This is a genomic window from Microbispora oryzae (assembly GCF_017896165.1).
In the GTDB taxonomy this organism is placed as follows: Bacteria; Actinomycetota; Actinomycetes; order Streptosporangiales; family Streptosporangiaceae; genus Microbispora; species Microbispora oryzae.
The window spans coordinates 218,972-232,998 of sequence record NZ_JAFCNB010000004.1 but is presented as its reverse complement, the minus strand read 5'-3'; the positions used below and the strand labels follow the sequence as shown (position 1 = coordinate 232,998).

General features: G+C 72.6%; 11 protein-coding genes. 6 read left to right on the top strand and 5 right to left on the bottom strand.

Going from position 1 to position 14,027, the window contains the following annotated elements; genetic code table 11:
• Nucleotides 1–20: 20 nt before the first annotated feature.
• Nucleotides 21–386 (bottom strand): thioredoxin, encoded by a 366-nt coding sequence (gene trxA / locus JOL79_RS09740; RefSeq protein WP_210155392.1) that lies wholly within the window; start codon nt 384–386, stop codon nt 21–23.
• Between the two features lie 131 nt (nt 387–517).
• On the opposite strand from trxA, the gene ctaD reads away from it, so the two are divergent.
• Entirely contained in the window at nt 518–2,200 is a 1,683-nt protein-coding gene (ctaD, locus tag JOL79_RS09735) for an aa3-type cytochrome oxidase subunit I (RefSeq protein ID WP_210155391.1), read from the top strand.
• Between the two features lie 129 nt (nt 2,201–2,329).
• Here the strand turns inward: ctaD and JOL79_RS09730 are convergent, their stop codons facing one another.
• Together JOL79_RS09730 and JOL79_RS09725 are read right to left on the bottom strand one after the other, a co-directional pair.
• Complete coding sequence (locus JOL79_RS09730; protein ID WP_307848442.1) at nt 2,330–4,708, bottom strand: ExeM/NucH family extracellular endonuclease; 2,379 nt, start codon at nt 4,706–4,708, stop codon at nt 2,330–2,332.
• Between the two features lie 208 nt (nt 4,709–4,916).
• Nucleotides 4,917–5,390, bottom strand: a complete 474-nt coding sequence (locus tag JOL79_RS09725) for a universal stress protein (RefSeq protein ID WP_210155389.1) — start codon at nt 5,388–5,390, stop codon at nt 4,917–4,919.
• Between the two features lie 373 nt (nt 5,391–5,763).
• On the opposite strand from JOL79_RS09725, the gene JOL79_RS09720 reads away from it, so the two are divergent.
• Nucleotides 5,764–6,462 carry a permease prefix domain 1-containing protein gene (locus JOL79_RS09720; protein ID WP_210155388.1) on the top strand — a complete coding sequence of 233 codons (699 nt, stop codon included), beginning with the start codon at nt 5,764–5,766 and terminating at the stop codon, nt 6,460–6,462.
• Here the strand turns inward: JOL79_RS09720 and JOL79_RS09715 are convergent.
• Nucleotides 6,454–6,777: a PadR family transcriptional regulator gene (locus JOL79_RS09715; protein ID WP_210155387.1), complete on the bottom strand. Its 324-nt coding sequence runs from the start codon at nt 6,775–6,777 to the stop codon at nt 6,454–6,456. The genes JOL79_RS09720 and JOL79_RS09715 overlap by 9 nt on opposite strands.
• Nucleotides 6,778–6,872: 95 nt before the next feature.
• On the opposite strand from JOL79_RS09715, the gene JOL79_RS09710 reads away from it, so the two are divergent.
• The 4 genes from JOL79_RS09710 to cydC are packed head-to-tail and all read left to right on the top strand — an operon-like array spanning nt 6,873 to nt 12,448.
• On the top strand, nt 6,873–8,060 hold the full coding sequence (locus JOL79_RS09710) for a cytochrome ubiquinol oxidase subunit I (protein ID WP_210155386.1): 1,188 nt from the start codon (nt 6,873–6,875) through the stop codon (nt 8,058–8,060).
• Between the two features lie 7 nt (nt 8,061–8,067).
• Complete coding sequence (locus JOL79_RS09705) at nt 8,068–8,859, top strand: cytochrome d ubiquinol oxidase subunit II (protein WP_210155385.1); 792 nt, start codon at nt 8,068–8,070, stop codon at nt 8,857–8,859.
• A gap of 12 nt (nt 8,860–8,871) precedes the next feature.
• Nucleotides 8,872–10,689 (top strand): thiol reductant ABC exporter subunit CydD, encoded by a 1,818-nt coding sequence (gene cydD / locus JOL79_RS09700; protein ID WP_210155384.1) that lies wholly within the window; start codon nt 8,872–8,874, stop codon nt 10,687–10,689.
• Nucleotides 10,690–10,696: 7 nt separating this feature from the next.
• Complete coding sequence (gene cydC / locus JOL79_RS09695) at nt 10,697–12,448, top strand: thiol reductant ABC exporter subunit CydC (protein WP_210155383.1); 1,752 nt, start codon at nt 10,697–10,699, stop codon at nt 12,446–12,448.
• 146 nt (nt 12,449–12,594) lie between these two features.
• Here cydC and JOL79_RS09690 read toward each other — a convergent pair whose 3' ends face one another.
• The gene (locus JOL79_RS09690; RefSeq protein ID WP_210155382.1) at nt 12,595–13,896 is read right to left on the bottom strand and encodes a S1C family serine protease; all 1,302 of its coding nucleotides are present in this window, start codon (nt 13,894–13,896) and stop codon (nt 12,595–12,597) included.
• Nucleotides 13,897–14,027 lie beyond the last annotated feature (131 nt).

The window sequence follows — 14,027 nt, the reverse complement described above, 5'->3', positions numbered from 1 at the left end:
CCTCTCAACCGGCCGCGCTCTCAGCCGGCCGTGTTCTCAGCCGCGATCTCGGCGCGGATGGAGTCCATGTCCAGGGCCCGGAGCTGCGTGATCAGGTCTTCGAGCGCGGGCGCGGGGAGTGCCCCGGGCTGAGCGAAGACCACGATGCCGTCCCGGATCGCCATGATCGTGGGGATCGCGGTGATGTCGAAGCCCTGCGCGAGACCCTGCTGAGCCTCGGTGTCGATCTTTCCGAACGTGATGTCCGTGTGCTCCTTGGACGCCTTCTCGAAGACGGGGGCGAAGGCCCGGCACGGACCGCACCAGGAGGCCCAGAAGTCGAGCAGTACGATGCCCTTGTCGGCGATGTCGTTGAAGTTCTTCTCGGTTACCTCGATGGTCGCCACGGAAGCGACTCCTTTCGTCCGGGTCTTCAGCGGGCATAACCAGCGCGACACAGCACGCATTCCGATTCCAGTGATCCTGGTGTCCCGCGATCCTGGCGGGGCAGGGCCTCCTTGCCGAAGGGAGCCGCCAGATGACCACCCACGCCGTCCGGCCCGCCGCCACGAGGCGGCGCCGCACCGGCACCGTCATCGCCTCGTGGCTGTCGAGCACGGACCACAAGGTGATCGGCAACATGTACCTCATCGCCTCGTTCGCCTTCTTCCTGGTGGGCGGCGTCGAGGCGATGGTGATCAGGGCGGAGCTGCTCGAACCCGGCATGCAGTTCGTGTCGCTGCAAACCTACAACGAGCTCTTCACGCTGCACGGCACGAACATGCTGTTGCTGTTCGCCACGCCGCTGTTCGCGGGGTTCGCCAACGCCGTCATGCCGCTGCAGATCGGCGCGCCCGACGTGGCCTTCCCCCGGCTCAACATGGTGAGCTTCTGGCTGTTCCTGTTCGGCGGGATCATCGTGCTGTCGAGCACGCTGTTGGGCGGGCCGCCCGGCTTCGGCTGGACCGCCTACACCCCGCTCTCCCGGGCGCCGTACACGCCGATGCTGGGCGGCGACCTGTGGTGCATGGGGCTGGCGCTGGCCGGGCTGGGCACGATCCTCGGGTCGGTCAACTTCATCACCACGATCATCGCGATGCGCGCGCCGGGCATGCACCTGTTCCGGATGCCGATCTTCACCTGGAACGTGTTCTTCACCTCGATCCTGGTGCTGATGGCCTTCCCGGTGCTGGCCGCCGCGCTGCTCGCCCTGGAGGCCGACCGGAAGCTCGGGACGCACGTCTACGATCCCGAGACGGGCGGGCCGCTGCTGTGGCAGCACCTGTTCTGGTTCTTCGGCCATCCCGAGGTGTACATCATCGCGCTGCCCTTCTTCGGCATCGTGACCGAGATCATCCCGGTGTTCAGCCGCAAGCCGCTCTTCGGGTACGTGGGGATGGTCGGCGCCACGATCGCCATCACGGGCCTGTCGATAACGGTGTGGGCGCATCACATGTTCGCCACCGGCAGGGTGCTGCTGCCGTTCTTCTCCCTGATGTCGTTCCTGATCGCGGTGCCGACCGGGGTGAAGTTCTTCAACTGGACGGGCACGATGTGGCGGGGACACCTGACGTTCGAGACGCCCATGCTGTTCAGCGTGGGCTTCCTGGTGACGTTCCTGCTCGGCGGGCTGACCGGGGTCATCCTGGCCTCTCCCCCGCTCGACTTCCACGTCACCGACACCTACTTCGTGGTCGCCCACTTCCACTACGTGGTCTTCGGCACAGTCGTCTTCGCCATGTTCGGCGGGTTCTACTTCTGGTGGCCCAAGCTGACCGGGAAGATGCTCAGCGAGACCCTGGGGAAGATCCAGTTCTGGATGCTCTTCATCGGCTTCCACATGACGTTCCTGGTGCAGCACTGGCTGGGCGTGAGCGGCATGCCGCGGCGCTACGGCGACTACTCCGCGGCCGACGGCTTCACGATCTACCACCAGATCTCCAGCGTCGGCGCGTTCCTGCTGGGGGCCTCGACGCTGCCCTTCCTCTACAACATCTGGTGGGCGGTGCGCCGCGGAGAGCGGGTCACGGTCAACGACCCGTGGGGCGCCGGCAACTCACTGGAATGGGCCACCTCGTGCCCGCCCCCGCGGCACAACTTCGTGTCCATCCCGCCCATCCGCTCCGAGCGGCCGGCCTTCGACCTGCGCCATCCCCGGGTCGGCGGCAAGCCCGGCGAGCCGCCGGAGCAGAAACGGGACGCGGTCGATCCCACGGCCTGACCAGGCGACGCGGGGGCGGCTGGGCGGCGGACTCGGGGCACATGGGCGCGTGGGGACGCGCGAAGGGGCCCCCGGGCGTGCCGGGAGCCCCTCCTGCGGGACGGACGCCGGGACGGCGCCGTCAGCGGATCACTTGCCGCCGGAGAGGTCCAGCCCGATCAGCAGCGGATCGTGGTCGGACGAACGGAACGCGTCCGGGGCGTACAGGGCCGGCGGGTTGAACTCCGTGTTGTAGTCGAGGATGCGCGCCTCGTCGGAGTTGACGTGCCAGATCGCCGCGCCGGTGACCCGCTTGAGCAGCCCGTGACCGGCGAGGGCGTGGTCGAGCTCGCCCGACAGCCCGTCGAACAGGTAGCTGTAGCGGTCGCGCCTGGGGATGAACTTCTTGGTGAGGCTGGTCAGGCCGCCGGACTCCAGGGTGTGGATCGGGTCCTCCTCGCCGTAGGCGTTGAGGTCGCCCATGACCAGCGGGTTGGGCAGGTTCATCGACGAGATGAGGCCGAGGACGGCCTTCGCCTGCCGGACCCGCTCGTCGTTGAAGCAGCTCTGCCCGTCGCCCTGGTCGAGGTCGGCGCCGGCCGCGCCGTCGCAGCCCTTCGACTTGAAGTGGTTGACGATGAGGGTGAACGACTGGCCGCCGCGCGCCCGGCGGAACTCCTGGATCAGCGGCGGGCGGCGGAAGACCGGGTCGGTGGACGAGCGGGTCTCGCCGACCGGCGTGACCCTCGCGGGCTTGTAGATCGCGGCCACCCGGATGGCGTCGCTCCCCGGGTAGGGGTGGCCGAGCGCCGCGTAGGTGCCGGCGCCGACCTGGGCGTTGAGCTCGTCCACGATCGCCTGCAGGGCGGTCTGGCCGTTGTTCTCGACCTCCATGAGGCCGACCACGTCGGCGTCCAGGCCCTTGACGGTCGCGACGATCTTGGCGAGCTGACGCCGCTGCTCCTCGGCCGTGTCCGCGCCGCGCGAGCCCAGCGTGGTGAACCAGTTCAGCGTGTTGAGGCCGGCCACCCGGACGTCGCCGCCCACCTTCGGCGGGGCGGGCCTGCGGGGGTTGGCCCGCTTGAAGGCGATCTGCTGGGTGGGCTCGACCCGGTAGACGTCGAAGCCGTAGGTGAGCACGCCGGTGACCCCGGTCGTGGTGTCGCCCAGCCGGGCGACCTGCGGCGTCGTGTAGGGGATGACGGCCGGGTTCTGGACGTTCGACCCGTCGTCGATCAGCATCGAGCGGCGGGCGTTGAGCGCCGCGTCGACGCCGGGACGGTCGGTCGGCTGGAAGGTGCGGCCGCCGGAGGAGACCGTCACCTCGCCGTAGCGGCCGAGGTTGTAGTGGTCGGTCAGGGTCAGCCGCTGCCGGAAGGTCACCAGCATGTTCTCCAGCGGCTCGAACGTGGTGCCGGCGGCTCTCGGGAGCTTGACGGCGACCGGCTTGATCTTCCCGGTGCCGCAGACGTCGACCGCGGTGACCGGGGACAGCTCGGTGAGGCCGTTGAACTCGGTCACCTTGCCCGTGACGAGCACCCGGTCGCCCACGCCGACGTTCCGGAACGTGTCCTTGGCGTAGGCGAACAGGCCGTCGGAGGTCGCGGGGTGGGCGTCCGGCGTCTGGTCCTGGAAGTAGAACCCGCTCTGCTGGTCACTCCGCTGGAAGTCGCCGGTCACGACGCCCTCGACGCGGACGGTCTGCCCGGCGAGCGGCGAGGCGTCACCGGCGCCCTGGACCTCGGCGATCTGGTGGTCCGCGGGGACGTCGCACGGCGCGGCCGTTGGGCTGGGCGACGGGCTCGCGGAGGGGCTCACGGACGGGCTCGCCGAGGGGCTCACCGTCGGGCTGGCGGACGGCGACGGCGAGTCCGACGGCGACGGGCTCGGCCCGCCACAGGGGGCCGGCGCGGTCGCCGTGGTGCGCGGCGCCGGAGCCCCGGCCGCGAAGTCGGCCGCGTTCACGTCGGTGTCGGCGCAGCCGCCGTCGAGCCGGAGCGCGGCCGTGGCGTTGGTCAGAGCCGGAGCGGGAGCGCCCTCGAAATAGTTGGCTGTGCCGTAGCCGACGAGGTCGGCGATCTGGGCCGTCTGTTCGGGTGCGCACGGGGTGGACCCGCCGTTGCAGGCGAGCCCGTCGGCCGACCGGACCAGGGCGACCTTGCCCGCGGTGGCGCTGAGAGCCAGGTTTCCGGTGGCGTCCGCCGGGGGCAGCGGCCCGCTCGGCGTCGTGCCCGCCCCGAGCTGGACCAGGTAGTACTGCCCGGGGGCCAGGCCGCCCGTCAGGCCGACCTTGTTGGCGCCGAAGGCGCCGGTGCCGGTGGCGCTCGCGTACTGCACCGACCAGCCGTCCAGGGAGACGGTCGCGCCGCTGCGGTTGAAGAGCTCGACGAAGTCGTTGGTGTAGGGGGCGCCCGCGTTGCCGCCCCCTCCGTACACCTGGCTGATCACGACGGTGCCGGGATCGGCCGACGCGGGGGTGAGCGAGACGACGGTGAGGCCCACAGTGGCGAGCACGGCGGACAGGGCCACGGCGATGATCGCACGCGGGCGCCGGCGCGGCGCCCGCGCGCGGAGGGGGAAGGATGCGGGATCGCCCGGGGGGCCACCGGCGTGTGCACGGAAGGAAGCACGCATGCCCCCGGACTTTACGGTGGATCGACCGTGAAATCGGGACCTATGGATGTCTAAAGCATGAAATTGGAGAGATCAGCGCCACTGCCGCGAGACGGCGGCGGCGTCAGGCGCGGCTGCCGGCGAACGCGCCCTCCAGCGGACGGCCGTGGGTCATGCCGGGAAGCACGACGACGACCGGGCAGTGCGCCCGCAGCAGGCAGGCGGAGACCACCGGGTTGATCACGGGGTACGGCTCGCCCTCGGCCTCGCGGGTGCCGAGCACGAGCAACTCGGCGTCGTCGGTGGCCCGCAGCAGGACCTGCGCGGGCGGCCCCTCGACGACCACGGGCGCCACGTCGCCACCGCCGAGCTCACGCACGGCCCGCTCGGCCACGTCCATGGCGGCCCGCCGCTCGTCCTCACGCGAGGTGCGTTTGGACAGGGGCGCGTAGTACGCGTGCAGACCGCTCGTCCACTCCCACGCGTACACGGCCTCGACCCGCGCGCCCCGCAGCGCCCCCTCGGCCGCGGCCCACCGCAGTGCGGCCTGCGACGCGATCGATCCGTTGATGCCCACGACGATCTTCGGCTGGTTCACGTCCCGCCTCGCTCTCCACTCCAAGTGTCGCGCGCCCGGATTAACGGGGTGTTGCTCCGGCGAAACGTCCACACGACATCTTCCCCGGGCACCCCGCCACCCCCGTCGGACACACCCGTCCACGCCGCGTACGACGGCCGGATCGGGGTGACCGATCCAGGTTATCGGGGCCGTGGTCATGGTCCGTTCATGGTCCGACATGGTGCGTCCTCAGGACACAGGACACCACCGCGGGAAGGTGCGGCGGCAGGGCCGAACGTCCCGGCGCCGTCCGGCGGACGACCCGGGGACATCCCTGACCCCGGATCAGGGATCGCCCGCATGGCGGACCGGCGGGGCCCCTGCATAGGCTTGCCGGGGCCGGGAGGGGAAGATGGCGGACGCCGATGTGATCGACCAGTACGTGGCCGCGCTGGGCCGGGGCCTGCGCGGTCCCGGCGCCGCCAGGCGCGACCTGCTCACCGAGGCCCGCGACAGCCTGCTCGACGCGGCCGAGGCGTACGAGCAGGAGGGGCTCTCCCGCCCGGAGGCCGAGCACCTGGCGGTCGCCGATTTCGGCGCGGTGGACGAGATCAGGCCGGACTACCAGCGGGAGCTGGCCCTGAGCCAGGGCCGCAGGACCGCCGCGCTGCTCTTCCTCAGCGTGCCGCTCACCGCTCTGATGTGGGCCGTGATCTGGCGGGTGTTCCCCGAGTCCGCCGTCGTGACGATGGCCAAGCCGGGATGGTTCGACCTGGTGGCCCGCGGGGTGGACGGCCTGCAGGCGGTGACGGGGGTGGTGGCGGGGATCGCGCTGTTCGCGCTCGGCCGGGGGCTGCGGGTGCTCCGGCGGCCGGTGCTCGTCATCCGCGCGCTGGGGCTGTTCGTCTGGCTGGAGACGCCGTTCATGGCGGCGATGGGCGTGGCCCTGTCGAAGGCCGCCCACGGACCCGTGGGCTTCGCCGACTACGCCCCCGGCGTGACCCTCTCCATGATCACGTACGCCCTCACCCTGTGGCAGCTGTGGAGCGCGACCCGCTGCCTGCGCGTCACGGCGGTGCCGGCGCTCACCGTGCCGCATCCCTCACCGTGACGGATCCAGCACGCTCCCTATCACCGCGGTGAACGACCGCCAGGCCGATCGCTCCCCCGCCAGGGCCGCCTGCCCTTCGCCGGTGAGCCGGTAGGTCCGCCGCCTGCGGCCGCCCGCCTCCGCCCACTCGCTCGCCAGGTAGCCCGCCCGCTCCAGTCGCCGCAGCGCCGGGTAGACGGTGCCCGTCGGCACATCGAGGGCGCCGCCGCTCCGCTCACGCAGCGCCTCGATGATCGCGTAGCCGTGCAGCGGTCCGTGCTCCAGTACGGCGAGGAGGAGGGCGTCCATGTGCCCCCGGAGCTCGTCGGCGTTCACTGCGGCAGCCTAACCCGGTTCACCATGCTCCGCATTCTATATATAGGCTGTCTACATGTAGCTTGCCTACACGTAGACAGACACAAGGAGTATCGATGGACGTCGTCGGCCTGGCCCGGGCGCAGTTCGCGGTGACGGGAAGCCTCCACTTCCTGTTCGTCGTGCTCACCCTGGGGCTGGCGCCCCTCGTGGCGATCATGAACACCCGCCATGTGCTGAGCGGGAACCCGTTACACGAGCGGATGACCCGGTTCTGGGGCCAGATATATGTCATCAACTACGCGCTCGGCGTCTTCACCGGGCTCGTGATGGAGTTCCAGTTCGGGCTGAGCTGGAGCAGGCTGTCGCACTACGCCGGAGACGTGTTCGGGGCCCCGCTCGCCATGGAGACGATGATCGCCTTCTTCCTGGAGTCGACGTTCCTCGGCCTGTGGATCTTCGGCTGGCACCGGCTGCCACGGGGGCTCCACCTGGCGTGCATCTGGCTGGTCACCGTCACCGCGTACGCCTCGGCGCTGTTCGTCCTGGTGGCCAACGCCTTCCTCCAGCACCCGGCGGGCGCGGTGGAGCGGGGTGGCCGCCTCGCGCTCACCGACCCCGGAGCCCTGTTCACCAACCCGACCCTGGTCATCGCGCTCCCCCACGTGATCGGCGCGGGCCTGACCACGGCCGGTTTCACGGTCATCGGCGCCAGCGCCTACCACCTGTTCCGGCGTACGGCCGAGCGGGAGTTCTTCGTCCGGTCGCTGCGCGTCGGCGTCGTGACCGCGTTCGTCGGCACGCTCGTCGTCGTCGGCTTCGGGTACGCCCAGTTCGAGCCGGTGAAGACGTATCAGCCCGGCAAGTTCGGCGGCGCCGTCCCGGGCACCGCCCTCGACGCGATGATGGGCATCGGGCAGACGCTGCAGCTCATCGCGATGTTCGGACTGCTCCCGCTGCTCTTCCGCGACCTGCTCGCCCGGTGGCGGTGGCTCCACCCGGTCCTCATGCTCATGACGCCCCTGCCGTTCGTCGCCGCCGTCTGCGGCTGGCTGGCGCGGGAGGTCGGCCGTCAGCCCTGGCTCGTGTACGGCAAGCTCACCGTGGCCGACGCGCTCACCCCCGGCCTGACCAGGACCGACGTCACGACGTCGTTCGCCGGCTTTGTCACGGTGCTCGGCCTGCTCGCCCTTGTCGATTACGCCCTGATCGCCCGTGCCGTACGGCGGGGCCCGTCACGGGTCGCGCTCGGCGCGGCCGACGACCCCGCCGCCCCCCTGCCCGTCCCCGCCCCCACGTTCTGAGGCCCCGATGGACATCTTCTGGTTCGTCACGTTCGCCGTGCTGCTGGCCGGCTACTTCGCCCTTGAGGGCTTCGACATCGGCCTCGGCGTGCTGCTGCCCTTCCTCGGCCGGTCGCGCGAGGGCCGGGACCGGCTGGTCGCCGCGATGGCGCCGTTCGTGCTCGCCAACGAGGTGTGGCTGGTCGCGCTCGCCGGGCTGCTGTTCGGCGCGTTCCCCGTTCTGGAGGGCCGCGTCCTGAGCGGGCTGTATCCGGTGGTCGTCGCCCTGCTGCTGTCGTGGATCCTGCGCGACGCCGGGCTGTGGTTCCGGCGCCGCGCCGACGGCGCCGCCTGGCGCACGCTGTGGGACGCCGTCCTGTGGGCCGGATCGGCGGGCCTCGCCGTGACGTGGGGAGTGGTCCTGGCCGGCGTCGCCCGCGGGCTGCCCCCCGCCCCGTTCGACCTGCCGGGGCTGGCGGCGGGCGTCGTCGTCCTGGCCCTGTTCGCCTTCCACGGACGCGCCTTCGCCGCCTGGCGCCTGTCCGGTGAACCCACCGCGGGCGACCCCGCCGCGGGCCACCCCACCACAGGCGGCCCGCGGCGCGGCGGGCGCGCCCTGCTGGCGTCCGGGCTCGTCGCGGCGCTGCCCGCCGTGGTGGCGATGGCCGCCCTGGCCTCGGAGATGCTCGGGAACGCGGCCCCGGATCGGACCCTGACGTTCCTCGGTGTCATCGTGGTGCCGTTCGCCCCCGTTCTCGTGGGCGCGCAGGTGTGGGTGTGGCGCGCCTTCGGCCGGGGTGCCCTGCCGTCGTTCTTCTGAGGGGGTCGTGGCTTGCACAAGGATCTCCTGCGGTTCGCGCGCTCGGAGCCGGGCGTCCGCCTCCACCTGGCCGTCTGCCTCGCGTCCGCCGTGGCGGCCGGCCTGCTCGTCCTCGCCCAGGCCGAACTGCTCGCCGGCGTGCTGTCCGGGGCGTTCGCCGTCGTGGCCCTGTTCCCCCTGGCCCTGGTCGTCGCCGCGCGAGGGGCGCTCGGCTGGGCGCAGGGGCTGGCCGCCGGCCGCACGGCGACCGCGGTCAAGTCCGGGCTGCGGCACCGGCTGCTGGCGCGGTTCGAGGACCTCGGGCCGGGGGCGTACCGGTCGGGCGAGCTGGTCACGCTCGCGGGGCGCGGGCTCGACGCCCTCGACCCGTACCTGACCGGCTACCTGCCCGCCGTCGCGGTCGCGGGAGTCATCCCCCTCGCGGTACTGATCCGGCTGTTCACGGCCGACCTCGGCACGGCCGTGATCGTGCTGCTCACGCTGCCGCTGATCCCGGTGTTCGGCGCCCTCGTCGGCTGGACCACCCGGGCCGTGACCGAACGCCAGTGGCGGGCGCTGTCCCGGCTCGGCGGCCACTTCCTCGACGTGGTGCGCGGCCTGCCGACGCTGCGGGCCTTCGGGCGGGCCCGCCACCAGGTGTCGGTGATCCGCGACGTCGCCGAGGCCCATCGGGCGGCGACGATGCGCACGCTGCGCGTCGCCTTCCTGTCGTCGCTGGTGCTCGAGCTCGTCGCCTCCCTGTCGCTCGCCCTGGTCGCGGTGCCCGTCGGCCTTCGGCTGCTGTCGGGCTCCCTCGACCTGCACACCGCCCTGCTCGTGCTGCTGCTCGCGCCCGAGGCGTACCTGCCGCTGCGGGCCATGGGCACGAGATTCCACGCCGCGATGGAAGGCGTGGCCGCCGCCGACGAGGCGTTCGCCATGATCTCCGGAGCCGAACCCGCCGCCGAACCCGTCACCGGGCCTGTCGCCGCGTCCGCCCGGCCGGTCACGGCGGCCGGGACGGCACGGGAAGACCACCGGGAAGAGCAGGAACGGCGGGAACGGCCGGGGCGCGCCGTTCCGCCGGAGATCCGGCTGGAGGGAGTGACCGTCCGCTACCCGGGCCGCGACGACCCGGCGCTCGACGACGTGTCGCTCGTCATCGCGCCCGGCGAACGGGTCGCGATCGTGGGGCCCAGCGGGGCGGGCAAGAGCACGCTCCTCCACCTGCTGCTCGGATTCGTGACGCCCTTGCGGGGCCGTGTGCTGGTGGACGGCGCCGACCTCGCCGGGCTCGATCCCGGCGCGTGGCGGCGGCGCCTCGCGTTCGTGCCCCAGCGGCCGCACCTGTTCGCCGCCTCGGTGGCCGACAACATCGCGCTCGGCTCGGCCGCGACCCCCGGCGAGATTCGGGCGGCCGCGGCGGCGGCCCAGGCGGCCGATTTCGTGACGGACCTGCCACGCGGCTACGACACGGCCCTCGGGGAACACGGGGCAGGCCTGTCCGCGGGCCAGCGGCAGCGGATCGCCCTCGCGCGGGCGTTCTGCCGCCCGTCGGCGCGGGTGCTGCTGCTCGACGAGCCCACCGCCCGGCTGGACGGCCGCAGCGAGGCCGCCGTGGTCGAGGCGACCAGGAGGCTCGCCGAGGGCCGCACCGCGATCATCGTGGCCCACCGGCCCGCCATGATCGATCTCGCTGACCGGGTGATCCGGGTGGACGGCGGCAGGCTCGTCCCACGGCCCGGTGGCGCCCTTCCCGGCCCTGTACCCGACCCCGTGCCCGACCCATTTCCCGGGCCCTTTCGCGGACCCTTTCCCGGGCCCGCGACACCCGCCCGCGACGGACGGTGACGCCGCCATGACCTCCACGAATTCCCGGACCTCCACGATCTCCGCGGCCGCCGCGGCCTTCGCGTTCCTCTCCGTGATCCGGCGCGCCGGGACGACCCGCCGGCTCGTCCTCGCCGCGCTCGCCGGGTCGGCGGCCGATCTCGCGGGCGTCGCACTGATCGGCTCGGCCGCCTGGCTCATCACGCGGGCCGCCGAGCGACCGCCGCTCGCCGCGCTGTCGGTCGCCATCGTGGCGGTGCGCGCCTTCGCGACCTCCCGGGGCGTGTTCCGGTACGGCGAGCGCCTCGTCGGGCACGATGTCGCGCTGCGCGCGCAGGCCGGCACCAGGGAACGGCTCTACGAGTCGCTGATCCCGCCGAGGCCGCCCGCGCAGCGCGGCGGCGACCTGCTCAGCCGCATGGTGGACGACACCGACGCCGTCCAGGACCTGCTCGTCCGGTGCCTGCTTCCGGCCGCGGCGGCCGCGGTGACCGGCGCCGCCGCGGTGACCGCCGCCGCCTTCCTGCTGCCCCGCGCCGCGCTGGCGCTGGCCGCGGGCCTGATCGTCACCGGGCTGGTCCTGCCCGCGGCGACCGGGGCCGCCGCGCGGCGGTGGTCGGCGCGGGTCGCCCCGGCCCGGGCGGAGCTGGCCACCCGGGTGACCGACCTGGTGCACGGCGCCGCCGACCTCGCGGCGTACGGCGCCGGTGAACGGGCGCTGGCCGCCGCGATGGAGGCGGACGCGAAGCTGTCGCGGCTGGAGCGGCGCCGGGCGAGGATCGACGCGGCCGCCCTGGGGATCGGCACGCTCACGCAGGGTCTCACCGTGGTCGCCGTGGTGCTGGCCGCCGGGGCCGCGGACCTCGGGCGCGTCCCCACGGCCGTGCTCGCGCTGGTCGCGCTCGTCTCCTTCGAACCGGTGCTGCCGCTGGCCGCGGCCGGAGAACGGCTCGCCGGCGTGCTGGGCGCGCTGCGGCGGCTGCGGGAGACCGGCGCGACGCCCCCGATCGTCACGGAACCCGCCGACCCCGCGCCCCCGCCCGAGCCGCCGCTGACCGTGGAGGTGCGGGACCTGGTCGTCCGGCACGGTGACCGGGAGCCCGCCCTCGCCGGGGTGAGCCTCACCCTCACCCCCGGCAGGCGGGTCGCGGTCGTCGGGCCCAGCGGCGCGGGCAAGAGCACCCTGCTGGCGGCCCTGATGCGGACGGCCGAGATCGAGTCGGGCGACGTGCTCGTCAACGGCGTGGACGTGCGGCGGCTCCGGTCCGACGACGTGCGCGCCCGGATCACCGGGCTCACCCAGGATCCGTACGTCTTCCACGCCACGGTCCGCGACAACCTGCGCCTGGCCGGTCCTGACGCCTCGGACGAGGAGCTGGCCGAGGCGATGCGGCGGGCGCGCCTGGACGCCTGGGCCGGCCGGACGGGCTGGGACACGGTCCTGGGTGAGGACGGCCGCACGGTCTCGGGCGGTCAGCTCCAGCGCCTGGCCCTCGCCCGCGCGCTGCTGTTCGACCCCTCGGTCCTGCTGCTCGACGAGCCGGCGGAGGCCCTCGACGAGGAGACCGCCGACCTGCTCATGGCCGACCTGCTGGACGCCACCCGGGGCCGGACGACCCTGCTGGTCACCCATCGGCTGCGGGGCCTGGAGCAGGTGGACGAGATCGTGGTCCTGGAAGACGGCCGGGTCGCGCAGCGCGGCACGCACGCCGAGCTGGCCGCCGTCCCCGGCTACTACCGGGACCTGTGGCGGTCGGAGGCGATGACCCGCCACAGATGACCCCCGCAGACGACCGCCACAGCTGAGCCCCGCGGACGACCCGCCGCGGATGCGCGGCCCTCGCGGCGGAAGGCGACCGCGGAACGCGGACCGCCGGCGGGCCCGGGCGGGCCCGCCGGCGGCGGACAAATCTGGTGGGGGCCGGGTCAGCCGGTGGCCGACTGCTCGGCCAGCGCCGCGGTGATGGTCGCGGTGTTGCCGTTGCGCTGGTAGGTGAGGGTCACCTTGTCGCCGGGGCGGGAGGTGCGGATGACGCCGACGAGGGTCTCCGCGCCGTCCACGGGGGTGTCGTTGATCTTCGTGATCAGGTCGCCCTCCTTGAGGCCGGCCTTCTCCGCGGGGCTGCCCGCGGTCACCGAACTGACCACCGCGCCGGAGACGCCGCCCGTCGCGTCGGCGAGGGTCACGCCGAGGTAGGCGTGGGTGGCCTTGCCGGTCTTGATGAGCTGCTCGGAGACGACCTTCGCCGTGTTGATGGGGATGGCGAACCCGACGCCGATGTTGCCCGAGCTCTGGCCCGAGGTCGCGATCGCCGTGTTGATACCGACCACCTGGCCGGAGGCGTTCACCAGCGCGCCGCCCGAGTTGCCGGGGTTGATCGCCGCGTCGGTCTGGATCATGCCACCGATCGTCGCGCCCTGCTGCGGCTGGGGCTGCTGGTCCATCCCCCAGGGGAACTGCGGGGTCTGCGGCTGGTCGTTGCCCTCGGTCAGCGTGCGGTCGAGCGCGCTGACGATGCCCGAGGTGACCGATCCCTCCAGGCCGAGCGGGCTGCCGATCGCGAGCACCGAGTCGCCCACCTGGAGCTTGTCGCTGTCGCCCAGCGAGGCCGGGGTCAGCCCGGAGACGCCCTGGGCCTGGATCACGGCCAGGTCGTTGAGGGGGTCGGTGCCCTTGACCGTCGCCGTGGCCGTCCTGCCGTCGCTGAACTTGACCGTGACCTGGCTGGCCCCGCCACCCTCGGACACCACGTGGTTGTTGGTCAGGATCAGCCCGTCGGCCGAAAGGATCACGCCGGAACCCTCGCCGCCGCCGGTCGCCGTCGTCACCTTGATCGAGACGACGGACGGCATGATCGCCTTAGCGACCTCCGCCACCGTGTTCGCCGAGGAGTTCGATGCCGGGTTGACGATGGGGCTGGAGATGACCGTCTGGCCGCCGTTCGCCGCGTTCGCGACGAGGGCCCCTGCGACCCCGCCGCCCAGCGCCACCGCCACGAGGGCGAGACCCGCCCCCGCCTTCTGCCTGCCCGTCAGCGTCACCCGTGGTCGCTGCGGCGGTCCGGGCATCACCGCCGTGTCGTACGGACCCTGGTTCCCGTACACGCCGTACGCCTGGTAACCGCTGTACTGCCCGTGCTGCGGCGGTGTCGTGCCGAACTGGCTCCAGCCGTGACCGGGGAGTACGTCGGTGTTTTCGTTCCCGGGAACGTGCTCCTGTGAGCTCATCGCCATCCCCCTTGATGGATCTGCCGGTTTCTCCGGCTCTCCGCCGGTACATGACTACGATGACAAATCACCGATAAGGCCACGCTAAGCGATCAGTTCGCCCGCGCCGCCGGGCCGTACGCGCCTGTTAT

Coding starts and splice junctions, on each gene's coding strand:
- ctaD (WP_210155391.1), top strand. CDS start 518: ATGACCACCCACGCCGTCCGGCCCGCCGCCACGAGGCGGCGCCGCACC.
- JOL79_RS09720 (WP_210155388.1), top strand. CDS start 5,764: ATGGCGGACGCCGATGTGATCGACCAGTACGTGGCCGCGCTGGGCCGG.
- JOL79_RS09710 (WP_210155386.1), top strand. CDS start 6,873: ATGGACGTCGTCGGCCTGGCCCGGGCGCAGTTCGCGGTGACGGGAAGC.
- JOL79_RS09705 (WP_210155385.1), top strand. CDS start 8,068: ATGGACATCTTCTGGTTCGTCACGTTCGCCGTGCTGCTGGCCGGCTAC.
- cydC (WP_210155383.1), top strand. CDS start 10,697: ATGACCTCCACGAATTCCCGGACCTCCACGATCTCCGCGGCCGCCGCG.
- JOL79_RS09690 (WP_210155382.1), bottom strand. CDS start 13,896: ATGAGCTCACAGGAGCACGTTCCCGGGAACGAAAACACCGACGTACTC.